The 25,322-nt window shown below is 61.9% G+C and carries 21 protein-coding genes; 10 read left to right on the top strand and 11 right to left on the bottom strand.

Annotation, left to right across the window (positions count from 1 at the left end):
* Nucleotides 1-222: 222 nt before the first annotated feature.
* Nucleotides 223-1,914, top strand: a complete 1,692-nt coding sequence (locus tag FHR22_RS10440; RefSeq protein ID WP_166941804.1) for an amidohydrolase — start codon at nucleotides 223-225, stop codon at nucleotides 1,912-1,914.
* A gap of 17 nt (nucleotides 1,915-1,931) precedes the next feature.
* Here FHR22_RS10440 and FHR22_RS10435 read toward each other — a convergent pair whose 3' ends face one another.
* Genes FHR22_RS10435 through FHR22_RS10425 form a run of 3 tightly spaced genes read right to left on the bottom strand, consistent with a single transcriptional unit; the run spans nucleotide 1,932 to nucleotide 4,723 of the window.
* The gene (locus tag FHR22_RS10435; protein WP_166941802.1) at nucleotides 1,932-3,089 is read right to left on the bottom strand and encodes an alpha-hydroxy acid oxidase; all 1,158 of its coding nucleotides are present in this window, start codon (nucleotides 3,087-3,089) and stop codon (nucleotides 1,932-1,934) included.
* Nucleotides 3,090-3,131: 42 nt separating this feature from the next.
* Nucleotides 3,132-4,112, bottom strand: coding sequence for an NAD(P)-dependent oxidoreductase (locus tag FHR22_RS10430; protein WP_166941800.1), 981 nt, complete (start codon nucleotides 4,110-4,112; stop codon nucleotides 3,132-3,134).
* Entirely contained in the window at nucleotides 4,109-4,723 is a 615-nt protein-coding gene (locus tag FHR22_RS10425) for a PQ-loop domain-containing transporter (protein ID WP_166941798.1), read from the bottom strand. The genes FHR22_RS10430 and FHR22_RS10425 overlap by 4 nt, the downstream gene beginning before the upstream one ends.
* A gap of 553 nt (nucleotides 4,724-5,276) precedes the next feature.
* Between FHR22_RS10425 and FHR22_RS10420 the strand changes: the two genes are divergently transcribed.
* The 4 genes from FHR22_RS10420 (at nucleotide 5,277) to FHR22_RS10405 (ending at nucleotide 10,679) form a co-directional block, all read left to right on the top strand.
* The gene (locus FHR22_RS10420; RefSeq protein WP_166941797.1) at nucleotides 5,277-7,655 is read left to right on the top strand and encodes a TonB-dependent receptor; all 2,379 of its coding nucleotides are present in this window, start codon (nucleotides 5,277-5,279) and stop codon (nucleotides 7,653-7,655) included.
* Nucleotides 7,656-7,799: 144 nt separating this feature from the next.
* Nucleotides 7,800-8,672 (top strand): SDR family oxidoreductase, encoded by an 873-nt coding sequence (locus FHR22_RS10415; RefSeq protein WP_166941796.1) that lies wholly within the window; start codon nucleotides 7,800-7,802, stop codon nucleotides 8,670-8,672.
* On the top strand, nucleotides 8,669-9,526 hold the full coding sequence (locus FHR22_RS10410; protein WP_166941795.1) for a beta-keto acid cleavage family enzyme: 858 nt from the start codon (nucleotides 8,669-8,671) through the stop codon (nucleotides 9,524-9,526). Before FHR22_RS10415 ends, FHR22_RS10410 begins: the two co-directional genes overlap by 4 nt.
* Before the next feature lie 37 nt (nucleotides 9,527-9,563).
* Nucleotides 9,564-10,679, top strand: a complete 1,116-nt coding sequence (locus FHR22_RS10405; RefSeq protein WP_166941794.1) for an LLM class flavin-dependent oxidoreductase — start codon at nucleotides 9,564-9,566, stop codon at nucleotides 10,677-10,679.
* A 6-nt stretch (nucleotides 10,680-10,685) separates the two neighbouring features.
* Here FHR22_RS10405 and FHR22_RS10400 read toward each other — a convergent pair whose 3' ends face one another.
* Nucleotides 10,686-11,681 (bottom strand): aldo/keto reductase, encoded by a 996-nt coding sequence (locus FHR22_RS10400; RefSeq protein ID WP_243853641.1) that lies wholly within the window; start codon nucleotides 11,679-11,681, stop codon nucleotides 10,686-10,688.
* Nucleotides 11,668-12,873 carry an acyl-CoA dehydrogenase family protein gene (locus FHR22_RS10395; RefSeq protein WP_166941793.1) on the bottom strand — a complete coding sequence of 402 codons (1,206 nt, stop codon included), beginning with the start codon at nucleotides 12,871-12,873 and terminating at the stop codon, nucleotides 11,668-11,670. Before FHR22_RS10395 ends, FHR22_RS10400 begins: the two co-directional genes overlap by 14 nt.
* Nucleotides 12,874-13,341: 468 nt before the next feature.
* On the opposite strand from FHR22_RS10395, the gene FHR22_RS10390 reads away from it, so the two are divergent.
* A complete protein-coding gene (locus FHR22_RS10390; RefSeq protein WP_166941792.1) occupies nucleotides 13,342-13,833 on the top strand; it encodes a flavin reductase family protein in 492 nt (163 codons plus the stop codon).
* 26 nt (nucleotides 13,834-13,859) lie between these two features.
* Complete coding sequence (locus FHR22_RS10385) at nucleotides 13,860-14,033, top strand: hypothetical protein (RefSeq protein WP_166941791.1); 174 nt, start codon at nucleotides 13,860-13,862, stop codon at nucleotides 14,031-14,033.
* Between the two features lie 302 nt (nucleotides 14,034-14,335).
* On the opposite strand, the gene FHR22_RS10380 is transcribed toward FHR22_RS10385, so the two are convergent.
* Complete coding sequence (locus FHR22_RS10380) at nucleotides 14,336-15,340, bottom strand: alpha/beta hydrolase (RefSeq protein ID WP_166941790.1); 1,005 nt, start codon at nucleotides 15,338-15,340, stop codon at nucleotides 14,336-14,338.
* A 44-nt stretch (nucleotides 15,341-15,384) separates the two neighbouring features.
* On the bottom strand, nucleotides 15,385-16,275 hold the full coding sequence (locus FHR22_RS10375) for an MBL fold metallo-hydrolase (protein WP_166941789.1): 891 nt from the start codon (nucleotides 16,273-16,275) through the stop codon (nucleotides 15,385-15,387).
* Between the two features lie 64 nt (nucleotides 16,276-16,339).
* Here FHR22_RS10375 and FHR22_RS10370 point away from each other — a divergent pair, with 64 nt between their 5' ends.
* Entirely contained in the window at nucleotides 16,340-17,293 is a 954-nt protein-coding gene (locus FHR22_RS10370) for a LysR family transcriptional regulator (RefSeq protein WP_166941788.1), read from the top strand.
* On the opposite strand, the gene FHR22_RS10365 is transcribed toward FHR22_RS10370, so the two are convergent.
* Nucleotides 17,286-17,711, bottom strand: coding sequence for a hypothetical protein (locus FHR22_RS10365; protein WP_166941787.1), 426 nt, complete (start codon nucleotides 17,709-17,711; stop codon nucleotides 17,286-17,288). The two genes, FHR22_RS10370 and FHR22_RS10365, sit on opposite strands and share 8 nt — an antisense overlap.
* 163 nt (nucleotides 17,712-17,874) lie before the next feature.
* On the opposite strand from FHR22_RS10365, the gene FHR22_RS10360 reads away from it, so the two are divergent.
* Nucleotides 17,875-18,144: a hypothetical protein gene (locus FHR22_RS10360; protein WP_208417607.1), complete on the top strand. Its 270-nt coding sequence runs from the start codon at nucleotides 17,875-17,877 to the stop codon at nucleotides 18,142-18,144.
* Between the two features lie 33 nt (nucleotides 18,145-18,177).
* On the opposite strand, the gene FHR22_RS10355 is transcribed toward FHR22_RS10360, so the two are convergent.
* From FHR22_RS10355 to FHR22_RS10345, 3 genes are all read right to left on the bottom strand, one after another.
* Complete coding sequence (locus tag FHR22_RS10355) at nucleotides 18,178-19,722, bottom strand: S10 family peptidase (RefSeq protein ID WP_166941785.1); 1,545 nt, start codon at nucleotides 19,720-19,722, stop codon at nucleotides 18,178-18,180.
* A 120-nt stretch (nucleotides 19,723-19,842) separates the two neighbouring features.
* Entirely contained in the window at nucleotides 19,843-22,059 is a 2,217-nt protein-coding gene (locus FHR22_RS10350) for a TonB-dependent receptor (protein WP_166941784.1), read from the bottom strand.
* Between the two features lie 172 nt (nucleotides 22,060-22,231).
* Entirely contained in the window at nucleotides 22,232-23,509 is a 1,278-nt protein-coding gene (locus tag FHR22_RS10345; protein ID WP_425057436.1) for an MFS transporter, read from the bottom strand.
* Nucleotides 23,510-24,057: 548 nt separating this feature from the next.
* Here FHR22_RS10345 and FHR22_RS10340 point away from each other — a divergent pair.
* The gene (locus FHR22_RS10340) at nucleotides 24,058-25,290 is read left to right on the top strand and encodes a LysR family transcriptional regulator (RefSeq protein ID WP_208417606.1); all 1,233 of its coding nucleotides are present in this window, start codon (nucleotides 24,058-24,060) and stop codon (nucleotides 25,288-25,290) included.
* Nucleotides 25,291-25,322: the final 32 nt, after the last annotated feature.

The raw sequence follows: 25,322 nt of genomic DNA, 5'->3' as shown, positions 1-25,322 counted from the left end.
ATATATCGACCGGGATAAGGGTGAACATCTATTTGGACGTCCCGCCTCGTCTGACAGACTGCGCGTCGACCGCCCCTCACATATCGAAGGCATGCGGGCGCTACGCATCCCGTCAGATTGTCAGCCAAAATTGCCGGGACATGATCGGGGCCTGAGGCAGACGAGGACGGTGGAAACCCATGGCCGGCGCCCCGGATCGTGCATCATGGCCAGGAGAAGCGGATGCTGAAATATCTTTGCAGTCTGGCCCTGCTGGCCACTTTGGTCGCCCCGCCTTTCGCGCTTGCGAAGGATGCCCAGGAGGCCGACATCGTCTTCGTCAACGGCAGGATTTACACCGCAGATTCGAAGGACCGCATCGTCTCGTCGATGGCTGTGGCAGGAAACCGCTTCCTCGCGGTAGGATCCGATAGCGAGGTGAAGCGACATATCGGTCCGCGCACGAAGACCGTCGATCTCGGCGGGCGCTTCGTCTCGCCAGGTCTCGCCGATGCCCATCTGCATAATGAGGGAGGCGGGCCAGGTGTCGATCTGTCCGCTGCAAGGACGCTGGAAGAGCTGCTGACGGCGGTCGCCAACGCCGTTTCGAAAGCGCCGGCGGGCGCCATCGTCGTTTCCAATTCCGATTGGCACGAAGCGCAGCTTCGCGAGCAGCGCGTGCCCACGCTGGCCGAACTCGACGCCATTGCTCCTGATACTCCGGTCGTGCTCGTTCGGGGCGGCCATTCGATCTATGCGAACAGCGCGGCGCTCCGAGCGTTTAATATCACACCGGATACGCCCATTCCGCCCGGGGGGCAGATCAGCCGCGATGCAGCCCATCGGCTGACGGGCGAAATCATCGACACCGCGCGCGATCTGGTGAAGCTGCCGCCGGCCCCGCCGCTCGGCGAAGCCGACCTGCTCCGCACCCAGGAAAAAATGAACAGCTACGGCGTGACCGCGGTGCGCATTCCCGGTATCTATAAAGGCGACCTCAAGGCCGCCTGGCGACTAATGCGGCGAATGGCCGACGAGGGCAGACTGACTCTGCGCTACACCGTCTATCTTCCCGGCATGAGCCTCCAGTCGGGAACCGAGGCGCGGCAGCTGATCGAAAGCTGGGGTGTCAAGCCGGAGGAGGGAAATGCCTGGGCGCGGATCGACGGCATCAAGATCATGGTCGACGGCGGTTTTGAAGGGGGACATCTTTTCCAACCTTATGTCGAGCCTTATGGGCAGGGCGGAAGCTATCGCGGCATCGAGACGATCGCGCCCGACCGGTTCGCCGATATCGTTACGACATTGAACGAGATCGGCTGGCGTCCGACCGTTCACGCGGCGGGCGACGCCGCCCTTGCCGAAGTGCTGAAGGGCTTTGCCGCAGCCGATGCGGGGTCGCCAATCCGGAAAAAGCGCTGGACGATAGAGCATGCTTCGCTGACCAATGCCGCACTGACGCAAGAGATGCGGCGCCTCGGGGTGCAGGTCTCCGTGCAGGATCATATGTATCTCGCCGGGCCGATCGTCGAGCGCTATTGGGGCGCGGCGCGGGCCGACCGGAACACGCCCGTTGCCGCATATCTCGACGCGGGCCTCCTCGTCGCCGGAGGAACCGATGCGCCGGTCATCCCCGCCAATCCATTCTGGGAGCTCTATTTCTTTGCTTCCCGCGCCACGCTCTCGGGCAAGTCCTACGGCTTGTCGCAGCGAATTTTATCGCGCGCCCAGTTGCTCCGCCTGGTCACGATCAATTTCGCACGGATGATCGGCGAGGAGCGGAGCAGAGGATCGATCGAGCCAGGCAAACTGGCCGATTTCGCTGTGCTGTCCGATGATTTTCTGGCGGTCGACGTGGAGCATATCAAGGACATGGAGGCTCTTGCGACTTATGTCGACGGGCGGCTCGTTTATCGCAGCCCCCGCTATCGCTGAGCGGAAACGGCACGATTTCAACGAAGCCTGCGAATGCAGCTGCGCTCGATCTCGTCCTGGCGCCGCGCGCCGAGCAGCGCCATGTCGCGTTCATATTCGCTCCGTAGCAACTGCAGCGCCCGCGCCGCGCCGGCCCGTCCGCCTACCGTCAGCCCATAAAGCGCCGCCCGCCCCGTGGAGCAAGCGCTTGCGCCGAGCGCGACTGCCTTGATGATGTCGGTGCCCCGCCGGATTCCTCCGTCGACGATCAGCGTGGCTCGACCCGCCAGACGCTCGGCCGTCTCCTCGACCATATCCAGACCGCTCACCGCGGCATCCAGCTGGCGTCCACCATGGTTGGACAAAAAGACCGTCGACGCGCCCGCGGCAACCGCGCGCTCGACGTCGTCGCCATGGAGCAGGCCCTTGACGGCGATCGAGCCGCCCCACAATCCGGCCACCCATTCAAGATCGGTCCAGCTCAATTGCGGTTCGAACTGGCTCTGGATGAAGCTCAGCAGCGTGGATCCGGGCTCGGCGCGCATATCGCTGAAATTCGCCAAGCTTACCGGGCGACGAACGAGATTGTGCCAGCACCACGCGGGGTGGCGCGCGAACGCGAGCAGACTTGCTAGCCCGAGGCGGGGCGGGATCGTCATTCCCGTGCGCCTGTCTCGTTCGCGATTGGCCGGCACCGGCACGTCGATCGCGAGGATCAACGCTGCATATCCGGCGGCCTTTGCTCGCAGGATGAGCTCCCGGGTCAGGCCGCGGTCTTGAAAAATGTAGAGCTGGAACGCTTTCGGCGCGGTTGTACTTGCCGCCACCTCCTCGATCGAACGGCTGGCCATCGCGGAAAGGCAATAGAGCGTACCGGAGGCCGCCGCCGCCTCCGCCAGACCGATTTCGGCGTCCGGATGAAAAAGCCCGGGCATACCGGTGGGACTGACGATCAACGGCCACTCCAGGCTCTGGCCGAGGATTTCGACTGCCCCCGAGACCTGCGAGACATCGCGGAACGCGCGCGGAACAAGGGCCCATTCGGAGAAAGCCGCGCGGTTGCGGACAAGTGTGATCTCATCCTCGGCACCGCCTTCGAGAAAGTCGAATACCGGCGCCGGCAGCCGCGCCCGCGCACGGGCGCGCAGATCGGCGATGTTCAGCGAGCGGGAGAGGGCGCGGTCACTCGCTCGCATGAGCTCTGGCCTTGGTAGAGCGAAAGATGGGCATCGGGGCGATCAGACGAGCCTGTTGGGAGGGCTTCCGCCCGCCGCCCAGCAGCGCAACGCTTCGACAAGCGATCGCCCCATCGCGATACGCGCCTCGATTGTCGAGCTTCCGATGTGGGGAAGCATGAAGACGCCGGGCATTTCGAGATAGCGCCTGTCGAAATGCGGTTCGCCGTCGAAGACGTCGAGCGCCGCCCCGGCAATCTTGCACCCGGTCAAGGCAGAGAGGAGCGCATCGTCGTCGACGAGGTCTCCGCGGCCGACGTTGACGAGGATCATTGTGGGGCGGGCCAGGTCGAGGAAAGCTTCGTTGATGATGTGACGCGTTTCGGCGGTCGAAGGGCAGGCGAGCAGGAGAAAGTCGCTATGCATGGCGAGCCCGTGCACGTCCGCCACAAAGCGTGCGCCGCGCTCCAAGCTTGCGGGCAGACGGCCGCGGTTCATATAGATGACCGACATTCCGAACGATCTTGCGCGATCGGCAACGCGCTGCCCGATCGCGCCCATTCCCAATATGCCGAGCGTTTTACCGCGAAGCTCGGTCCCGTTCAGCTGCGTCGGTGTCCACCCTGGCCACGCACCGCCGCGGATCAGCGTAACGCTTTCGGTGACACGGCGCGCCGCGCCGAGGATCAGCAGCAGCGCGGCATCGGCCACGCTGTCCGCCAGCACGTCCGGCGTGTTGAAAACGGCGACGCCCGCCGCCTTGCAAGCCGGCAGATCGATATGCTCGTGACCGACCGAATAGGTCGCCAGCGCTCGAACGCTCGGATCGAGGCGCGAAAGCGCGGCATTGTCGAACCGGAACGGGCCGGGGGAGCAGATGATTGCGTCCGCCGCCCAGCCAGGCCGTTTTTTCGGGGCGCCGCCCGGCTCGGATTGGAAGTCGAACGCGCATTCAAACAGCGCCTCGACCTCGCGCGGCAGCGCAACGAGCGACAGCAACCGTAAAATCGGCGATCCGTCGGTTGCGTCCGGCCTGACCGTCATGCCGATGGGGCTGTCCTGCGCTGCTCGGTCTCGCAGGTGATCTTGAGCCTCAGAAGTTCAAGTGACATGAGCAGCAATATGCCGTTCCAGAATGTGAGGGAATAATTGCCAAGAATGATCGAGTTTATGGTCCAGAGGATCATCCCCCCGGACAGCAGCAAGAGATATGGAAGCGAAAGGGAAGAAACGATGCGCGTCCTGCGCGTCAGCAGGATTTGCGGCAGGAAGGTTGCTGCCGCCAGAAGGCCATAAATAAAGGCCACCTGCTCGGCCCAAAGCGGGGTGAGCAGTTGAGGGATGAACCATGGCGCCACCAGCAAGCTCGCGGCAGCGAGGCCTGTCACTGTGAGAAGGAAAGCGGAAAAGGCCAGTCGCGACAGAAGAAACATGATCGCGAGATTGGCAACCAGACCGATCGCGTTGAGAATGATCATCGCGAAAATCATGTACTGGATCCCGATGAGGACGGTGAAGCTTCCCATGCAAAGCAACAGGAGGTAGGAGCTGACGGAAAGCCCTGCGATATCTCTCGTGCGAAAGGTTCTGAAAGCCTGAGCCAGAGGCGCGCTCGATGTCATGATGCCGGCAAGAAACGACAATATTTCGACCAATTCTCGTCTCCTCGGCCCGGTGTGCTGGTTCCGCCAATCGATAGACTCTGTAAGGCGCGGTACCGCGCGCAAATATTTGCGAGGTAACTCGATCACCCGCACAGGGCAGATGCTCCGACGAGCCTCGCCAGCCGCAGGCGTATCGTCCAAGGCGCGGCGCCTCCATTGGGGTAAATATCTACATTTGCGCCGATGCTCCGAATTGCCCGCGGCACGAAGCCACACGTGACCCCGTTGCGATCGCGGTCGGGCTTGGTGTTTCCACCAATTGAGCCTGTTTTCGCTCCTTCCTAAGTTTCTTGCCTGGGCGGATGGCGGGCGCGCCGGATTGTCACTTGGAACGACCTATTCGATCGCGGCCGCAATCAGATCGGTTTGACGAAGGCGCGATAAGCCGTTCGTGAAGGGCAATCGATGATTTGTTCTGAATAAGAATATGGAGCAAATGATAAAGTAAACTGCGAAATTGATTACAGTATATTTCTGGATATGCTCTGATTGGTGAATGCAGCGGTTCATTGCTTCGTGATGTTATCGAAGAGGGGGAATCGTGATGAATGTTCGTCAGGCTTGGGCCGGATGCTTGGTCGCTCTGTTGCTTTCCACGACTGCCGCGACTGCGCACGCACAGGATCGGACGCAGGACATCGGTCCGACCGATCCCGGCGATGAGATCATCGTCACGGCCCAGAAGCGCTCCGAGCGTCTCGTCGACGTTCCCATGTCGGTCACCGCCGCGACCGGCGAGCAGCTTTCGAGGCAGGGGATCGTTGACACCTCGCAGCTCGCGAAGATCGTTCCAGGCTTCACTTACCAGCAAAGCAACTACGGCAACCCGGTGTTCGCGATCCGCGGGGTGGGTTTCGTCGACAATTCGGTGACCGCCGGTTCGACCGTGTCGGTCTATGTTGACCAGATTCCGCTCCCGTTCGTCGCCATGACGCGCGGCGCGACACTGGACCTCGAGCGCGTCGAAGCGTTGAAGGGGCCGCAGGGAACCTTGTTTGGGCAAAACTCGACGGGTGGTGCGATAAACTATATCGCCGCCAAGCCGACAAGCGAACCGAAGGCCGGCATTGACCTCAGTTTCGGGCGGTTCAACGAGATAATCGCTGGTGGTTTTGTCAGCGGGCCCATCGGCGAGAATATGCGCGCGCGGCTTGCCCTGCGCTCGGAATCGATGAAGGGGTGGCAGCAAAGCCTGACGCGCCCGGGCGATACGCTTGGCCGCAAGCGTTTCTTCACCGGGCGTTTTCTTCTCGACTGGGATCCGTCCGAGACTCTCAAATTCGAACTTCACGCGAGCGCTTCTCATGACGGGTCGGAGAGTCCGGCCGCGCAGCTGGTTCGCGCCTTCTCGCGCGGGTTCCCCAATGCCAGGACCGCTCCGCTTATCGCGGCCTATCAAGCGAGCGCCATACCCGCGCGGGGGCCGCGCGAAGCTGACTGGGATGCCGGATTCGATTTTTCCCGCGACGACGATTTCTATCTGGTCGCGCTGCGGGGCGACTGGCAGATGGCCGAGCAACTGACGCTGACGTCGATCACCGCCTATTCGCACATGACAACGCATCGGCCGATCGATCTCGACGGCGTGGCCGTCGAAGGCAATGGCTTCAACTTTCGTTACGATCGCCAGGATGGCCTGCTGAAGTCATTTTCCCAGGAGCTGCGCCTTGCGGGCGACATGGGAGCCATAAAATGGGTCCTCGGCGCGAACTATCAGAAGCAGACGGCGAACGAGTTTCAGCTCCTATCGAACCCGGGATCGCAGGGCTCGTTCGACTTCACGAACCTCGCGCCGATCCTCGGACCCGAGATAGGCCGTATCTATTACTGGAATCAGTCGACTTATCTGAACAAGCAGCGGCCGATTTCGAAGGCGGTCTTCGGAAGCTTCGACTATGAGGTCACCGACAGCCTCACGGTTCGCGCCTCCGCGCGCTATACCGATGAGAAGCGCAAGTTCAGCGGATGCCTTGCGGACGGGGGTCAAACGACGACGGCCGAGTTCGACGCCATTCGCGATGCGTGGTCCCTGCTGGCCGGCGGCGTGCCGATCGCCTCCGGTTCCTGCCTCACCCTCAATGACAGCAGCTTTCTTCCTGGCCTGGTGAGCAGCCGGCTGAACGAGGATAATTTCTCGTGGCGCGCCAGCCTCGACTACAAGCCCAGCAGCGACAGTCTCATCTATCTTGCCGCCGCGAAGGGCTACAAGTCGGGGGGATACAGCATCGTGCCGGCGATCTTCGCGTCCCAGATCGCGCCCGTGACGCAGGAGAGTCTCCAGTCTTATGAAGCGGGCTTCCGGGTTTCCCTTGCCGGACGTGGTCTGCAGATCAGCGGCGCCACATTCTACTACGACTATAGCGACAAGCAGCTCATCGGCTGGGCCAACACCGCCTTTGGGCCGCTGCCCCAGCTCGTCAACATTCCAAAGTCGCGCGTCATCGGCGCCGAGCTTGAGCTGACGGCGCGTCCCGTCGAGGGACTGCGCCTCAACGCCGGCCTCACCTACATCGATTCGAAAGTGAGGCGCGATCCAGATCTACCGCTGGACTCGTTCGGCCAGGCCGCTTCGTACGTCGGCGAATCCTTCCCGAACACACCCGACTGGAATGGTCTGGTCGACGCGGAATATAGCTTTCCGATATCGGGCGCGATGAACGCCTTCGTCGGCGGCTCGGCGACTTTCAGGAGCGGAACAAGTTCCTTTTTCGGCGGGCTCCCGGATTTCAGGATTCCCGGCTACAGCCTGTTCGACGTTCGGGCCGGCTTCGAAAGCGCCGACGGCGACTGGCGGATCCAGGCCTATGGGCGCAATATCACCAACAAATGGTACTGGGTGAATGTCGGCGTCGAAACCGACGCCATCCACCGTGCGCCAGGGATGGGGGCGACCTATGGTCTGGCCGTCTCCTACCGGTTTTGATCGCGCTTCTGCTTCGGGAGGGGGGAAGGCGGGCAGCGGCGCTGCCCGCCTTTTTCCTTCACACCCGCAGCGAAGCGCGTTGCTGATCGGGCGGATTGACGGCTCGCGGCCCGAAACGCGCTGCCCAGGTTGAGGGGAGACGGCATGCAGGATCTCCAGCAAAGAATTGCGGTTATCACCGGCGCGGCTTCGGGGATCGGGCTCGCGATCGCGGCGTCGCTTGCCCGGCGCGGCGCGTCGGTGGCGGTCATGGATATCGAGCATGACGCTCTGCACGAGGCCGCCGCCATGCTCGCGGGCACTGGTGCGCCTGTTCTGCCGGTGGTGGTCGACGTATCGAGCCGCGCGAGCATGTACGAGGCGGCGGCAACGGTCCGCGACAGGTTCGGCGGGCTCGATATCCTGGTGAACAATGCCGGGGTGGTGCACAACTCGACGCCGCTGCACGAAACCCCCGACGAGGCCATCGACTGGAGCATCGACGTCAACGTCCATGGCGTGCTCAACGGCATCAAGGCCTTCGTGCCGCTGATTATCGAAACGGGGAGGGGCGGGCACGTCGTCAACACCGGCTCGATCGGCGGATTTCAGGTGCGCAAGAGCGAGCATTGGTATCAGGCCCTCTATGCGGCCACCAAATATGCCGTGACGGCGCTTTCCGAAGGGCTTCGCATGGATCTCGAAGAATTCGGGATCGGCGTTTCTGTGCTCGCGCCGTCCGCGGTATCGACCAATATCGGTACCTCCGACAGAAATCGGCCCGGTCGCTTTGGTGGCCCCGCCGAAGGGAGCCTCAATCCGCTGGTCGATCATATGCTCCGTCAAACGGGGGTTGCCGCGGACGTCGTCGGCGAACGGGTGATCCAGGGAATTATCGACAATGAGGCCTATATCTTCACGCATCTCGATGTGCGCGAGTGGCTCGAGGTGCGCCACCGCGCCATCGAAGCGGCGTTCGATGGCACAAGACGCTTTCTGGCAGGGCCAATGAACAAGGCGGGAGGAACAGGGCATTGAGCGGACGCGCGCACAAAATCTGGCTCGAAGTGGCGCTGAACGGGGGGTGGGGGCGAGACATTCAGCCGCGCATCCCCGTCAGCATCGACGAGCTCATCGGCGAAGGGATCGCTTGCGCGCGCGCCGGCGCGGCGATCGTGCATTTTCATGCCTATGATACCGAGGGGCGACCGAGCGATGACGCGGGAATCTACGCTGCGGTGATCAAAGGCATTCGCGCCGATGTCGACGCGATCGTCTATCCGACGATCGCTTTCGAGGGCGCGGACCGCTTCTCTTTCGTGGAGACGCTCGCGCACAAGGGTTTGCTCGAATGGGCCGCGCTCGATACCGGCTCAGTGAACCTGAGCCGCTTTGCCGATATCGCGATCGGAAAGCCGGGGACGGTCTACAACAATGAAGAGGCTGGAATGCGCCGCGGGCTCGAGCTTGCCCGGGACCATGGGTTTCACCCGTCCTACGCAATTTACGAACCGGGCTTCGTCCGGCTCGGGGCCGCGCTGCACGCCGCATTTCCGGAGGTCCCCCAGCCGATCTACCGCCTGATGTTCTCGAACGGGATGGCCTTTGGTTTTCCGCCGGAGCGCTATGCGCTCGATGCATATCGATCGCTCCTGGCGGCCGAGGCGCCCGATGCGCCGATGATGATAGCAGGTCTCGATGTCGATCTGTCCGGACTGACCCCTATTGCGGTAGCTGCCGGCTGCCATCTGCGGGTCGGTCTTGAAGACGCTCCTCTTGGCTGCGGCCGCGGCAACCTAGAGATCGTCGAGGAGGCCGTCGCCCTGATTGGAAAAGCGCCGGCGACGGCAGCCGAAATTCGGGATGCGCTCCGGCGCGAGTGCCGGTCATGACACAATAGTCAGGCGGCCGGTCGAGGAAGCGGCGGCGATGAACAGCAATATCTTCAAGCTTGGCACCTTCGGGTCGAATTGCGCGAGCGGCATGTCGATCACGCAATCGCCAAACCGCTGGTCAGGGAGCTGGGACGACAATCTGCGCCTGGCGCAAATGCTGGACGACGCCGGCATCGATTTCATGCTCCCGATCGCACGATGGCTCGGCTATGGCGGCGAGACGAATTTCCATGGCCGGGTCCTCGAGACCATGACATGGGCGGCGGGCCTGCTGGCCGTCACAAAGCGCATCAGGATCGTGACGACGCTTCACACGGTAGCGCATCACCCGCTGGTGGCGGCGCGGCAGATTGCGACGATCGACGCGATCGGCGGCGGGCGGGCCGGGCTCAACATCGTGGCCGGCTGGAACGAGCCCGAATATCGTGCCCTTGGGCTGGATCTGCCGCCGGATCATGAGACCCGCTATGCCTATGCCCAGGAGTGGTTCGACATTGTCGCACAACTATGGACGAGCGCGGCGCCATTTGACTATCGCGGCAAATTCTTCGATCTCCAGGACGTTTTCTGCGATCCGAAACCGGTCGCTGGCCGCCCCTTCATCATCAATGCCGCAGGATCGGGTCCGGGGCGCGATTTCGCCATCCGGAACGCCGACATGCTATTCACCCCTGCGATCGATCTGGCCCGGTCGAAAGAGGAGGTGCGCGCTTTCAGGGAGGAGGCAGCCCGAGCCGGCCGCGACATCGATGTCCTGACCGGATGCCACATCATTTGTCGCCCGAGCGAGAAGGAAGCCCGCGAATATGCGGCCAGCTTCATGGGAGACATGATCGATCATGACGCTGTGGATCAGCTGATCCGCCTTCAGGTCGCACATGCCAAATCGATTCCGCATGATGCCCTGGCAGCTATTCGCGACCGGATGGCCATGGGGCACGGCGCGCTGCCCGTCATGGGCACACCCCAACAGGTCGCCGAGGGATTGATCGCGGTTCACGGCGCCGGCTTCGGTGGGGCAACGCTGAGCTTCTTCGATTATGCCGAAGACTTCCCCTATTTCCGGGACACGGTGCTGCCAATCCTCGAACAGGCGGGCCTGCGAGCGCCGGCCCCGAGCCAGCGAGAGGGAGGGGGCGGATACGCCTGAACGCGCTCAGCCGCTGGCGCGATCGAGGAGGTGCACCGCTTCGGCGTCAAGCGCGAGTTCGGTGGCTTTCACGAGATCGGCGATCTGGCTTACGCTGGTTGCGCTTACGATCGGCGAATGGATCGCCGGCTTGGTCATCAACCACGCGATTGCGATCGCGGCGGGCCCCGCGCGATACTGCGCGCCGATCTCGTCGAGGGCGGCCAGGATAGCCATCCCGCGTTCATTGAGATAGGGCGCGATGCTGCTGCCGCGCGGCCGGTCAGCCAAGTCTGACAGCTGTCGATATTTGCCGGTCAGAAAGCCGTTTGCCAGCGATGCAAAGGGAAGGGCGCCAATGCCGCGTCTTGCACAAAGGTCCGCGGCGTCGCCTTCGTAGTGCGACCGTTCGACCAGGTTATAGTGCGGCTGGAAGGCGGAATAACGAACAAGCCCGTGTCTTTCGCTGCAGTCGAGCGCTTCGGCAAAACGCTGGGCGGTGTAGTTGGATGCGCCGATGGCGCGCACCTTTCCGGCCTGGACGAGATCGTCAAAGGCGCCGAGGGTCTCTTCGAGAGGGACGCCGAGATCGTCGAAGTGCGACTGGTAGAGATCGATATAGTCGGTTCCAAGGCGCATCAATGATGCCTCGACGGCCTGCTTGATGTAGCGGGCGGACAGCCCGGCCCGGCCTTCCCCCATATCCGCGCCGACTTTCGTGGCGATGACGATGCGGTCCCGGCCGCCGCGCGATCGCAACCAGCGCCCGATGATGATCTCCGACTCGCCGCCCGAGTTGCCGCTTGCCCATCGCGAATAAAGGTCCGCGGTATCGAGGAAATTCAGCCCTGTATCCCTCAGCGCGTCGAGGAGCAAAAAGGACTGCCTCTCATCGGTGGTCCATCCGAAGACATTGCCGCCGAAACAAAGGCTTGCTGTCACGACGGTCGACCCGCCAATTGCACGATATTCCATATCCAATATCACCATCCCGGCCAGGCAACAGCCGTCATTGGTCGACAATGCTGAAGGCGACCCATTTTGCATCGGGCTCCGTGAGCCCCAGCAGGTCGCGCCCGCATTCCTGGACGACCTGATCGGCAAGGTGGATATGCTGGGTGCCCGAATGAATGTCGCGATAGACGCGTTGCATCAGCCCGTCGTGGAGCGAGGTGCCGCGTGCGGTGCGATAGGCGAATGTGCCGGTTTCCGAAATCACGTCGTGAATATGGCGCATGCCCATTTTCGCAAGCGTGATCTGCCGACGCGAAGCAGGCTGATTGGCTGCCAGGCTGTCAGCGATGCCCTGCCAGCTTTCCAGCAGGAATGCCCGCGCCGACCGAAATTTCGCCTCGGCTTGCGCAAGCTCGAACCGGAACGTCGGCGCGTCGCAAACTTTTCCGAAAACATCGGCCTTCTCGCGCGCGTAGACGACAAGCTCGTCAAGCATTCGCCGGCCGACGCCAAGCGCCCAGGCGCTGTGGGCCCAAGTCGCGATACCAACGAGCCCCAACGTTCCCTGAATACCGCCGCGGCACGGGACGACGCTATCCGAACGATAGGTCATGCCATGCGGCACGAATAATTCCTCTGTCTCTTTCAGGCCATAGTCGAAACTGCCCGTGGCGCGCAGACCCAGCACGTCCCAATTGCCCTTGATCTCGACGCTCGCGCGCGGGTGATGGGCAATGATGATTTCGGTCTGGCCATTGGCGAGTTTCGACACCTTGTTGTCGCGCATCACGATGCAGCCGGAATGCACCCACTCGGCGTGCTGGATGCCGCTGCCATAAGCCCAATTGCCCCGGATCATGTATCCGTCCTCCACGGGGCGGGCGACGCCGCGTGGGATGCCGTTCCCGGCCACCATGACGTCGGGGTTGTCGCTGAAGATCTCGCTGACCTTATCGCCCGGGGTGTAAAGCGCCATCGCTGTCGCGAGCGAATTGTTGACCATGGCGCACCAGCCGGTCGAACCGTGCGCCCAAGCGAGACGCTCGATAATCCGCAACGCATCGACATGCGAGAGTTCCGCGCCGCCAAGTTCGCGCGGCAGCAGCATTCGGTACAGACCTGCTTCCCGCAGGATGTCGACTATGTGATCGGTAAGGTGACACAGCGCCTCGCTGCTCTCGGCTTCCGCTTCGACCTTTGTCAGGACGGGCCCAAGTTCTTCATCATATTCATGAAAGCTTCGAGGTCCCCGGTGCGTCATGTTCGTTATCCCTGCTTTGCAATGGGCCGACCGTAAGTCGTCCTACGTCCCGGCACTCGATGGAATATGAGAAATGAAACTGGCCGAAGGATGCTGAATCCTGCGGACTAGGACATGAGAGGTCCTTCCTTATGAAAGACATTCGCCCGACGGCAACGAGTTCGCCCTCGCAGCCGCCGCCGGCTGCCGAATATCATGCACCGGCATAGCCGCCCCTGTAAGCTAGGGGATACTCGCAGACGATGGGAGAAAGCATCTATTGTTCCGCTCTCGCCCGGGTGCCAGTTTTACGAAGTCGAACCGGCTTGGAGGGAGTGGACCCCAGTTCGGCGTCGCCAGTTGCGCCTTGGCGGGCGATTGATGCCGTGGCTCGCGGTGAGCGCGCGCGCAAACTTATGGCGTTTTGGCCGCGGCGAAAATGCGACCTGGGCAGATGATCGTCGACCGTGTGGATAGGGAGTATGTGGATTGGAAGCCGATGTATCCTCCCGATTAAAGCAGGTGCTGCGATATCTTCCGGCATCGGTAGGCATCGTGACCAGCTACTCGCTCGACGGCGATGAACCCGTGGGACTCGCCATGTCGGCGGTCATGCCGATGTCGCTCGAGCCGTGCTCTATGGCGATCTCGATAAATCGGTCGGGATCCAGCTATCCGTCGATGATCTCGGCGGGCGAATTTTGCCTCAACCTTCTCGATACCGATACATATCAGTTCCTCGAGCCTTTTGTCGGATCGCGGCTGCGCGAGCAGCGATTTGGATGCGATTGGCAAAAGCACGGGAAACTCTGGTACATCCCGAACGCACCGGCGAATATATTCTGCAAGATAGAAAAGGTCGTGTCCTACGGGACGCATGATCTCGTCATCGGCAAGGTGGTGGAACTCCTTACCCGCCCGAGCAGCGATCTTCTCTGCTGGGCCGACGGTTCGCTAGGGCGATTTTCCCGGCTTCAATGATCGTTTCGGCGAAGAACCGCTTCGCAATGACAGCGCTCGTCGATCAGCAGGGAGCGATCGTCACTGAAAATGGCCGACGGCAGATCATCCGGAAGATCTGCGAGTCCAATCCTGTGCTTCTAGAAGCCGGCGCAGCGGTCCGCGTCGACCTGTTTGAGGGTGCCGCGGAGCGCGGGCAGCGTTCGATACCGTTGCGGTAACCCGCAAGGATTGTGTGATCGGACCGGTCTGCTTGATGAGCATATTGAAAGCTTGGGTCCGGGACATCCTCGCGTGCCTTGCTGCCCCATTACTGTCATCGCCGCTCCATGAAATAACGGCCAAGCGTAAGTGCGTAACGGGTGGAATGATCAGCGTCTTCGATCGAAGCGTGGTCCGGCCTCTAAATGGTCTGGCAGCTGGCCAGCATCTACCCGGCCAGCACCCTCGGGAGGAGAAGGGACGCCGGCCGGATATCTGAAGCGCCGCGGCCATCGCTCATGCCGAGTAATGGCTGCGCCGCTTATCGCGCCACCTCGGGCGCGAAATCTTCGCGGTAAAAGTCGCGCACGGCTTTATAAGCAAGAAGGCGGTTCTTCTCGAGAAGTACCAGATGCGTTGCTTCGCCAATCTCGACCCATTTGCGATAGGTCGCATTGCGCAGTTCGAGAAAGATGGCGCGGGCGAGGTCGAGCGGGACATCAAAATCCCATTCGCCGTGCACGAGCAACGCCGGGACGCGGATTTCACCAGGATCATAATATTTCCGTCCGGCGCTCCAATAATTGCGGATATCCTCAATCGGCCCGTTCGTGGCCCTCAACCGATCGGGTGCTCGGCCGTCGCTCCACGGATCCTCGGCCAGCGTGAAATCCGCCCATTGTTCGAACCAGCCTTCGGGAATGAGCGTAGCGCGGCCGTGCTCGGGTGCGGTATTGAGCCAGCGGGTCTTGCTTTCCCGTACCGGAACAAGGCGATAGGAATCGAGCGCGCCGCCGGTGTCGATCGGTATCGGCTGGTCGCTGAGCCACTGAGGCGCGAGGAGTGCAAGCTTGTTGACCTTGCCGGCATTGCGGCTGACATAGGCGCCCGCGACGGTGCCCCCCCACGACATTCCGAAGATATTGACGCGATCAAGGCCGCGCAGCGCGAGCACATGGTCGACGACGGTGCCGAGATCGGACACGCCGGTATCGGTATTGACGAGGGGCGGATTCTGATCGCCCGGCTGGTCCATTTCGGGTGGACGGCTGGACAGGCCATATCCCCGCACGTCGAGCGCGAAAACGTCGAAACCTTCGCTGGCCAGAAAGTCGAGAAACGACATGCCGTTGAATGGTACGTCATAGAGGCTGCCCGACGAGAAGGTCGCGCCATGGACGAGGATGATCGTTCGCTCGGCGGTGAAGGCGGTCAGCGCCGCGGGCCGCTTGTTCCGGACATAAAGGTCGATACCAGCGGTCCCGCTCGGAACACGCAGTTCGTCAAACAGGATATCGGTCCCGTTGACATTATAGGGGTTACTCATCTTGATCTCTCATTTGGTTGAAGGGCGGGTGCCGAAGCCATCGCTCATTCGTAGCGCCAGCTGAAATTGTCGCCTTGGCGGGTGACGTAACCGGCCGACGTCTCGGCGAAATGCGGCGTAAAGAGCAGCGAGTCGTTCTCGGCCGAAAAATCGAGAACCCAGCGGCGCGATATTTTCGCATCGTCGAGCCATTCGCAGAACACCGAGTTCCAGTCAGGCCGGATCACCTGAAACGGGTGGTGCATGACGTCGCCGCTGAACAAGGCCCGTTCGCCGCGCGAATGGAGCTCGATCGACATGTGGCCGATGCTGTGCCCGCGGGTCGGATGAAAGATGAAATTGTCGAGGTAGGCGCCGCCGCCATTCGCGATGCGGTCCGCCATGCCTGCGGCGACGATGGGCGCAACGCTGTCCTCGTAGACGCCGAAGCTTGGTATGTTGACGTCGTTATGGCTTTCGGGACTGGCGTAATAATTCTCCTCTGCGCGCGCGAAGACATGGCGTGCATTGGGGAAGGTCGGGACCCATTCGCCGTCGACGAGGATGGTGTTCCAGCCGACATGATCGACGTGCAGGTGGGTGTGGAGCACATAATCGACGTCCGCGGGACGAATGCCCGCCGCGGCAAGCCGCTCGAGAAAAGGCGTGTCGAGATGATGAAAGATCGGATTGCGCGGCCGCTCCTTGCCGTTCCCCGACCCGGTATCGATCAGGATCACATGATCCGGCGTTCGCACGAGCCACGCATGAATGCTCTGGATCAGATGGCCCGTCGCAGCGTCCATGTTGCTGGGGGTAAGCCAGTGCAGATTGGGCTCGAGCGCCGCGGGGTCATAATTGGGATAGAGAAAGGACGGCGGCGCGACATTCAGCCGCATTTCTTCGATTTTCGTGACCGTCACCTCGCCGACGCGGTAAATTTTGTTGGGATGCATGATAACGCCTCTGGATTTGAGCTGGACAATCCATGTAGGGGACGCCGAAGGAGTGAACAAATCGATGAATGAGATAGCCTCAATTGATCATTTCAATTTATGGTCCTTCGATCTCAACCTGCTCGTCGCCTTCGATGCGCTGATGCGCGAGCGCAGCGTGACCAAGGCGGCGGCCCGGCTGAAAATCCAGCAACCGGCGATGAGCCATAATCTCGGCACGTTGCGCCTGTTGACGAACGACGAGCTTTTCGTTCGGGTGGGAGCGGTGATGAGCCCGACGCCGCGCGCCTTGGCGCTGGCCGCGCCGGTCCGCCAGATATTGGAGCAGGCGCAGCGCGCGCTGATGACCCGCGAGGTCTTTTGCCCCGAGATCGAGCAGCGGACATTCTCGATCGGATTTTCCAGCGAGCTCGAAGTGTTGCTGATGCCAAGCCTCACCGCGCGGATTCAGGACCGCGCGCCCCACGTCAAATTGCTCGCGCGCCCCGTCCAGCCCGAACAGGTTCATCGCGCGCTGGACGACGCGGACATCGACATCGCCATCGGCTGTTTTCAGAAGGGCGGCCTGCGCTATCGGCACAGCATGTTGTTCGAGCAATCGCTGATGTGCTGTTTCAATTCGCGCCTCCTCGATCTCCCCGCGCCGATCGACCGATCGAGCTATCTTGCGCAGCGCCACGCGCTGGTGTCCCAGAACGCGAGCATAAGAGGCTGCCTCGACACCGCGCTGCGCGCCGCGAATGTCGAACTCGATGTCGTCATGGCGGCGCCGGAATTTCTGACCCTGCTTGGCGCGGCGATGGAGGCCCCGGTTCTGGTTACTCTTCCGGCGCGGATTATCCGCCGCTACGCGCCGCTGTTCGGCCTCGCTACGAGCCCGATACCGCTTGATCTCGACGTGATGCCGATCTCGATGGTCTGGGCTGCGCATGCCGATCAGGATCCCGCCTCGGAATGGCTGCGCGACCAGTTCCGTCCCGCTCTGGCGGAAATCGAAGCGGGCATGGAGCTCAAATGATGTCGTGAGCGCGTCTCCGACACCCGCTTATGCTCCAGGGACAGTGCTGGAAAGAAACGCGCGATGGAAGATTGCGACGATCAGGTCCGATCGCGCAGTCGGTATTTCGGGTCGAATTTGTGAAGGCGACGGACCGTGCGGCGTTGCGCAAGCGCCTGTCGTATAGAATCCCCTTGCGGGGAGGCGGTATCAGCGGCGGATAGCGATCGGATGCCGCGCCGATCAGGAGGCCCGCTTGCTTGTCGTCGGTGTCGACGCGGCCGATGGCACTTAACGAAAGATTATGATCGCCCCACAGTTCCGATTTCCGGTCTCTTCGCGCGAAATCTAAGGAAAAATCCCTTCGGTCTTGTTTGAGGGAAAACAGCTGCCCGTTGATAGGAAACGCAATTGTCATCGAGCCTTTCCAGTAATTCATTTGCGACGATTTTTCCGGCCGTGCCTCCGTGCTTGCCGGTGTTGCTAGCGCCAGGTTGCTGCGATTGGCGCCTCGGCTTCGCGGGCGAGTTTGACGACAGCCCGGCAATGACTCCCGGACACCGGCAGGTTCGCCGATGATGAAATGTCCGCGTGATCGACTGTTGTCGCTGCGTGTCGAGACATTTCATAGCGACGAGGTGCTCCCTGAGATCCTGTTGATCCTTGGCGCAGAGGAGGTCTTTCCGATCGATGTTGAGCTCGAACGGGCAAGTAGACGAATGACCATCCAGGTCCGGTTCGACAGCCTCCTCATGCGGCCAACCGCAGGTCTGCTCCGCCGTCTCGAAACGTTGCGGGCAGTCCAGAGCGCGGACTTCTTCAACCAGGCCGATCAGCTGATTGACGTGGGCTGGAAACGCCGCGCGCACTGACATTTTTCGCGACCCGATGCCGCGTCGCCGTGTCTAGCGGCTGTCGGCTATGAACGCGTCGACGTCAGCCTTCATCTGGCGGAGGGACGGCGTATGGGCATAGATCATGTGGCCGGACATATAATATTTCATAGAAATGCGGGCTTGGGCCGCCTTCGGTATGTTCAGATGGTTCACCATATATTCTGCGGCGGAGAAAGTAGACCCCAGGTCGAAATAGCCCGCGAGGACCAGCACATGCAAGTTGGGGTCCTGGGTCATTACTGTCGCAAGATCGACATTCGCATTGACGAGCGTTTGGGCATAATCCGGCGGAGCGCCAATTGGCTGATGCGTCATGTCGAATGTCCAACCGGCATCACTGTTCAGGATATTGTACGGCCGGTCGATCTTCACCTTCAGGTCACGCCGGTAATAATCGTTGAACGCGGTCGCATAGGCGGTGCCGAGAAAAGAAAGGATCGGGTCATAATCAACAAGCTTCTGCGTCGGATCCTGCGTATCGCCGACGAAACGGGAATCGAGCCGGCTCACGGTCTTCCCCTGCGCGCGCATCAATTCCTGGCCATAGGCAAATTCGGAGACACGCAGGTTCGACGCCTTGATATAGTCCACCGACAGGCCGGTGAAGCGGTGCATTTGCTGCGCAATTTCGTCTCGCTCGGCGTCGGTCAGCGCATTCCCCCTCATCAGCGCATTGGTATAAGGGCCCAAGGCAAAGACGCGGGCTTCCTCGAGGAACGGCTCGAGCGGACCTGACGATTCGGGAACGAGCTTGTGATACCAGGCGGTCGCCGCAAAGCCCGGCACGAAGACCGGATAGGGCCGGTCATTTCCGGGAAGCTGGGTATGGATAATCTCGATGTCTGTGGCGATGCCAAGAAGGATCGCGCCGTTGAAACTGATCCGTTGTGACCGGAGCCAGTTCAGGACGACGGCCGCGCGGATCGTGCCATAGCTCTCACCGAGAATGAATTTGGGGGCCGCCCACAAGTCGTTCTGACCGAGATATTGGACAATGAAGCGGCCAACCGATTCCGCATCCTTGTCGACCGACCAGAAATCGCTGTCCTTCTTGCCGCAAATGGCGCGGCCGAACCCCGTCCCGACGGGATCGATCAGGACGATGTCGGCCTTGTCGAGCATACCGAACGGGTTATCGACGACCTTCAGCTGCGACAGCGGCGTCGGCCCCGCGTCATTGGCCTGGACACGCTTTGGGCCCAGCATGCCGACGTGCAGCCAGACCGACGAGGACCCCGGCCCCCCGTTGAAGGCGAAGATGACCGGGCGCGCATCGGCGCCCTTGACGGCCGGTCGCGAGTAAGCGGTGTAGCCGATTTCGGCCGACGGTTGACCGGCCTTGTCGCGGATCATCATCGTGCCCGCCTTGGCGGTATAGCTGAAACTCTTGCCGCCCGCCGAAAAGCTCTGCTGGGTGATCGCGACCTTGTTCTCCGCGTCGCCGTCGCATTGGGTGACGGCGGCGGAGGGGGAGGAAACTTCCTCAGCATGCACTGCAGCCGGCGTGCCGATGGACAGCGCTCCGCAGAGATACAGGAGGGTCTTCGTCTTCATGGCTGTCGCACTCCCTTTTGCGTGCGGTCTCAACAGGAAATCGCCAGGGAGATGCCGGGTTGCGATGGTTGTTCGCAGAATTCCGGTATCTCCGCTGGCGGGCTGTTCACTCAATTCTTCTTAGAAGTTGCGCGCCACCGAAATCCCGAAGGTGCGAGGCTGGACATAGTTGACGCCGAATACGCCGGTCACCGCTTGCGATCCCTCGGCCGCCGCGGAGAGGACGCCGCGCTTGTCGGTGACGTTGCGAGCGTAGAGATCAATCGACCAGTCGTCATTCTTGATCCCCAAGCGGAGGTCGAAGAGCGTGTAAGACGGCAGGTTGAGCCTCGAATTGACCGGCGTGCTCGGCCGGAAGGGGCCGAACCGCTGTCCGACGTGCGAGACGGTACCGCCGATGTTGGCCGTCCATTGATCATTGAGCGCGAATTCCTGATCGGCGGAGATGCTGCCGCTGAACTTCGGGCTGAACGGCAGGCGAGTCCCCTTGTCGGCCGGAATGGCCGCCGGCGGATCTTCCTCCAGCTTCGCAACGCCATAGCTTCCGTTGGCGGACAAAGTCAGTCCGCTGTCGGTCCGGAACTGGAAGGCGCCTTCGACGCCTTGGCTGCTGGCCTTGCCGCCATTGGTGAAGATCGACAGGCCGTCGATGACCAACTGCAAATGGACCTTGTCCCAGTCGATGTAATAGGTCGAGATATCGAAGGTGAAATGTCGGTCGAACAGGCTGCCCTTGATCCCCGCCTCATAGTTCATCGTGGTATCGGCATCATAGCTCTTCGGCAACGTGGGATCGCTGAAGATCGCCCCATTGGGTCCGCCCGGGCGATAGCCCGACGCGACGCGCGCATAGACCATGAGATCATCGCTGAACTTATATTGCGGCACCACCAGGAAGGTGAGCGAATTGTCGCTCGCTGCGGTATCGGCGGTGACAACAGCCGGATCACCCGGAAGCGTGCCGGCGAATTCGCCGCTATCGAGTTCGAAAATCGTCTGCCGGTTGCCGCTGTAGCGCAAGCCGCCCTGGATGTTGAACTTGGGCGAGAAATTGACGGTCAAGGCGCCGAATGCCGCGAGTTCCTCGTAGGAGGTCGGGAAGTCCGCGGTGAAGATGTTGGTGAGGGCGGGCGAAACCGGCGCGCCGGTAATCGGCGTGACGCGCTCGATCTTCTGCAGACTCTTGCTGTTCTCCTTGGTGTAGAAGCCGCCGATCATCCATTCGATGGTCTCACCCGGCCGTCCCGAGAAGCGGAGTTCCTGGGAGAATTTCTCGGTCCGCATGTCGTTGGCGAGCTCGGCCGCGGGCTCCCCGACGCTGCGCGAGAAGTCCGAACGCTCCTTGTTGCGATTGCGGCCATATCCGGTCACCGAGTGGATATTGACCGCGTCGAAATCGAGATCGATGTTGGCGGTCAGCAGCGTACTGCGCGTCCGGAACATGCCGCTGTCGGGCAGATAGCGCTGCTCGAGATCGCCGACGGTGGGAACCAGCGAGAAGTTGGTCGTCGTGCGCGCGGTCCCATCGCCCTTGGTATATTGGTGCTGGGCGGCAAGTCGAACTTTCACGACATCGCTGGGCTTGTAAAGGAATGCAACGCGTCCGCCGACGACGTCGATCCTGTTGACGTCCTTTTCGCCCGACACGATGTTATCGACGTAGCCAGGTGAGCGGCGGGTGTATCCACTGGCGCGAACCGCCGCTGTATCGCCGAGCGGCACGTTGATGGCGCCCCGTCCGGCATAGCCGATTTCGCCCTTGCGCACCGTGTTTACATCGCCCTGGATGCGGCCCGAGAAGCTTTCGGTCGACGGGTCCTTGGTGACATATTTGATCAGACCGCCGAGGCTGGATGCACCATAAAGCGTACCCTGCGGGCCGCGCAGCACCTCGACGCGTTCCAGATCGGACGGGTCGAGATCCGGCTGGACGAGCTGGCCGTCGGCGGTGGCGTTGGTTGCGCCAAATGGTACGTCATCGATCGAGACGGCAACCGTCGGGTTGCCGAAGGCCGCCGTCGTGATGCCGCGCAGAATGATGTTGGTCTTGCCATTGCCTTGCGAGTTAAGGCTGAGGCCGGGCACTTCGGTGAAATAATCCTGCAAGCGCGTCAGGCCGCGATCGGCAAGCTTGGTCGTGTCGAGCGCGGTGACCGGTACCGGCGTGTCTTGCAGCCGCTCGCTGCGCTTCTGCGCGGTGACGATGATGTCGCCGCTATTGCTGATGTCTTCGGCTGGCGCGGTTTGCGCATAAACAGGCATTGCAGTCATCGCGATAGCTGCGACTGATGCGGTCAGCAGCGGTTTTCTGACGTTGGTCATGAGAATCTTTCGCATTAATTGGCCCCCCTTTTTGGACTTGTCCCGACGTGACCTTGAAGTTGCGAAGAGGCCCGTCGCATCCATTCGACGCGCGAGAATGAGCAATCGTCAGCAGGCGACATGATTCTTTCACAAACGGTTCTGAGGTAAGGGAAGCCGATACACGCCGCTGCGCTGCGCGATGCGATCAGCGGGCGCGCGGACGAAGCGAAAGCAGCGCCAGCAGGCTGATCAAACAGGCAATCGTCAGATAGAGGCCGACCATTGCAAGTCCGCCCTTTTGTGACAAGGCTTGCGCCATCACGGGGGTCAGCCCCCCACCGATGATCCCCGCCATGTTGAATGCGATCGACACACCCGTATATCGGACACGCGCCGGGAAAAGGCTTGGCAGCCAGGCGCCGACGGGGCCGAATATGATCCCCATGGCGAAAAGCAGGAAGGCCAGACCGCCGAAGATTACGCCGAGTGAGCCCGACCCGAGTGTCGGCGCGAGTTGGAGCGCGGCGCCGATCGCGATGATGCACCCCGCGATCAGAACGGGGTAAGGCCCTTTTCTGTCGGTATAATAGCCCGAAACAAGAATGCCGAGTGCCATGAACAGAATCGCTGCGAGTTGGAGGGCGAGGAAGGTCTGGCGGTCGATCCCCAAGGTCGTGGTGGCATAGCCGAGCGTGAAGGCGGTCGCGATGTAATAGACAGCGAAGCAGGCGACGGTCGCGAGCGTGCCGCCGATTGCCGCGCGCCAGTGAAAGCGGAAGAGTTCGCCGATCGGCACCGCCGGTGGCGGACTTTCTTCGAGCGATTTGGCGAAATCTGGCGTCTCGGCGATCTTGAGCCGCACCCACAGGCCGAGCCCGACCAAAATGATACTGAACAGGAACGGCAGCCGCCATCCCCAGTCGATAAACTGCTCGGGTGTGAGCATCAGGCCGAGAAGGAGGAAAAGGCCGTTCGCTGCGACGAAGCCGACGGGCGCTCCGAACTGCGGCATCATGCCAAACCGGCCGCGCCATCCCGGCGGGGCGTTTTCAACGGCGAGCAATGCCGCGCCGCCCCATTCGCCGCCAAGCCCGAAGCCTTGCCCGAACCGGAGAAGGTTGAGCAGGATCGGCGCCCATATGCCGATCATTTCGTAAGTGGGCAGAAAGGCGATCGCCAGCGTTGATCCGCCCATCAGCATCAACGAAACCACCAGCGTCGACTTTCTGCCGACGCGGTCGCCATAGTGGCCGAACGCCCACGCCCCCAGGGGCCGGGCAAGAAAGGCGGTGCCGAGACTGGCATAGGAAAGCAATAATTCCATCCCCGGGTCCCCGCTCGGGAAGAAGAGTGGCCCGAAAACAAGCGCGGCAGCGGTCGCATAAATGTAGAAATCGAAATATTCGACCGACGTGCCCACTAGGCTGGCGACCAGTATCCGCCGTGTCGATGCGGATGCCGCGGTTCCCTTTGTCATCTTCATTTCCCCAACGCCGTCCGCATCGCCCTGACTGGCGATACCGAACCACCTTTCCTGCATGACGCGCGAGCGGGCGCACTCGTCAGGGAAAAGAGACGCAAATCGCCGTCCCCGAATGAACCATCCTGCCTATTCGGGCGTGTCGGGCGGCTATTTCACGGGGCTGCGCTCGATTGACTCGCGCCAAACGGCACAGGCCGGGCCCCCTCGATCCTCGGCTACAATCGGTCCGGCCTCGACGTTCAACTGCTCCTCTATCATTCGCGGCGGTTGGCGCGCTCGCCACGCACGACGAACGAGCGCAGCGAACGGCGTTGAGGGGAGGGGCGAAGCGCGGGGCCGCAGCGAAGCCGCCGGATACTCGGATCGAGTGTCCCTGCTCCGAGATGCGGGGCCCCCTGACGAAACGGATATCCCAAACGTCTATAGCAAGAGGGCGCTATTCGGACGGAGGCAGGTGTGAAGGTCGAACGCAGGACCGCATTTTCGAATGACGATATGGTTGAGGATCCTGCGGGGTCCTTTTCGCGACGCGCACCGGCGGGGAAACGATGGTGCGAACCTTCCGATCCGATCAGCCGGTGCGACAGGTTGGGTCGGTGATCTCGCCCTTCGATCTGAACTTGCGCCATTTGCGTGCGCTTCCGTTGATCGTTCGTCACGGAAATATGAGCGCCGCGGCCGCGGCGGCGAGTCTGTCGCAGCCGGCGCTCACGCAAGGTATCGCGAAGCTGGAGCGGCAGCTTGGCGTTCCCCTTTTCGACCGGCGCTCCAACGGGATGACCGCCACCCTGCAAGGCGCGGCCTTCGCGCGCCGCGCGGATGCCGCCTTCAGCCATCTTGCCGCCAGCGCGCGCGCTGGCGGGCGCGGTTTTGCGCGTCCCGACCGATTGATGACCGCGACGCAGCTTCGCGCATTTCTGGCGCTCGCAGACGCGGGAAGCTTTGCCGAGGCGGCCCGGCTCGCGGCCTGGTCGCAGCCTGCGATTCACCGCGCCGTGCGCGATCTTGAACAAATCGGCGGCCTGCCTTTGGCCGAGCGACGCGGACGCGGGGTGGTCCTGACGCAGGATGGGCGCCGACTTGCGCGTGCGGCGCGGTTGATGCGGAGCGAGCTGGCAGCCGCCTTCGAGGATATGTCGCCCGACGCCGGCGAGCGCGGCCGGCTCGTCATAGGTGCGATGCCTTTATGTCGTGCGCGACTTCTACCCGCCGCGATTGCCGCGCTGAACCGCGCGGTACCGCGCGCGACGGTCGATATCATCGACGGCTCGTGGCGCGAGTTGGTCGAGCCTTTGCGCGATGGCCGGATCGACATGATGATCGGCGCCTTGCGCGAGGATCCAGCGCCTCTGGACATCGCGCAGGAAGCTTTGCTTGTCGACCGGCTGGCGGTGGTGGCCCGCGCGAGCCATCCGCTCGCCGGTACGACGCCGAGCCTTGATGCCCTGGCTGCCTTTCCATGGATCGTCGGCCGCTTCGACACGCCGCTCCGCGCGCATTGGCAAGCAATGTTCGAGGGACGGGACGCGCCACATGCCCCGGTGGAATGCGGCTCGGCGATGACGATTCGCGGCATTTTGGTCGACAGCGATTGCCTCACGCTGCTCTCGCCGGACCAGGTCGCGATGGAGGTGGAGGCCGGCTTGCTGGCGCTGATTGACTTACCCATCGAAGGCCTCGCGCGAACGATCGGCATCGCCACCAGATTGGGTTGGCAGCCGACTTTTCTCCAGCGCCATCTGGTCGAGATATTGCGAGGCATCGTCCAGGACAATTCGTAAAAACCTATATCTCTCACCGCGATCCGATTGGC

This window comes from Sphingopyxis panaciterrae, assembly GCF_011762125.1.
Classification (GTDB): Bacteria; Pseudomonadota; Alphaproteobacteria; order Sphingomonadales; family Sphingomonadaceae; genus Sphingopyxis; species Sphingopyxis panaciterrae.
This window is presented reverse-complemented; position numbering and strand designations above follow the sequence as displayed.

Excerpts from the sequence above, each read along its gene's own strand:
- FHR22_RS10350 (WP_166941784.1), bottom strand. The coding sequence starts at position 22,059 with ATGCGAAAGATTCTCATGACCAACGTCAGAAAACCGCTGCTGACCGCA.
- FHR22_RS10385 (WP_166941791.1), top strand. The coding sequence starts at position 13,860 with ATGACAGCGCTCGTCGATCAGCAGGGAGCGATCGTCACTGAAAATGGC.
- FHR22_RS10380 (WP_166941790.1), bottom strand. The coding sequence starts at position 15,340 with ATGAGTAACCCCTATAATGTCAACGGGACCGATATCCTGTTTGACGAA.
- FHR22_RS10375 (WP_166941789.1), bottom strand. The coding sequence starts at position 16,275 with ATGCATCCCAACAAAATTTACCGCGTCGGCGAGGTGACGGTCACGAAA.
- FHR22_RS10365 (WP_166941787.1), bottom strand. The coding sequence starts at position 17,711 with ATGAATTACTGGAAAGGCTCGATGACAATTGCGTTTCCTATCAACGGG.
- FHR22_RS10415 (WP_166941796.1), top strand. The coding sequence starts at position 7,800 with ATGCAGGATCTCCAGCAAAGAATTGCGGTTATCACCGGCGCGGCTTCG.
- FHR22_RS10435 (WP_166941802.1), bottom strand. The coding sequence starts at position 3,089 with ATGCGAGCGAGTGACCGCGCCCTCTCCCGCTCGCTGAACATCGCCGAT.
- FHR22_RS10370 (WP_166941788.1), top strand. The coding sequence starts at position 16,340 with ATGAATGAGATAGCCTCAATTGATCATTTCAATTTATGGTCCTTCGAT.
- FHR22_RS10355 (WP_166941785.1), bottom strand. The coding sequence starts at position 19,722 with ATGAAGACGAAGACCCTCCTGTATCTCTGCGGAGCGCTGTCCATCGGC.
- FHR22_RS10395 (WP_166941793.1), bottom strand. The coding sequence starts at position 12,873 with ATGACGCACCGGGGACCTCGAAGCTTTCATGAATATGATGAAGAACTT.
- FHR22_RS10440 (WP_166941804.1), top strand. The coding sequence starts at position 223 with ATGCTGAAATATCTTTGCAGTCTGGCCCTGCTGGCCACTTTGGTCGCC.
- FHR22_RS10420 (WP_166941797.1), top strand. The coding sequence starts at position 5,277 with ATGAATGTTCGTCAGGCTTGGGCCGGATGCTTGGTCGCTCTGTTGCTT.
- FHR22_RS10345 (WP_425057436.1), bottom strand. The coding sequence starts at position 23,509 with ATGAAGATGACAAAGGGAACCGCGGCATCCGCATCGACACGGCGGATA.
- FHR22_RS10405 (WP_166941794.1), top strand. The coding sequence starts at position 9,564 with ATGAACAGCAATATCTTCAAGCTTGGCACCTTCGGGTCGAATTGCGCG.
- FHR22_RS10430 (WP_166941800.1), bottom strand. The coding sequence starts at position 4,112 with ATGACGGTCAGGCCGGACGCAACCGACGGATCGCCGATTTTACGGTTG.
- FHR22_RS10340 (WP_208417606.1), top strand. The coding sequence starts at position 24,058 with ATGGTGCGAACCTTCCGATCCGATCAGCCGGTGCGACAGGTTGGGTCG.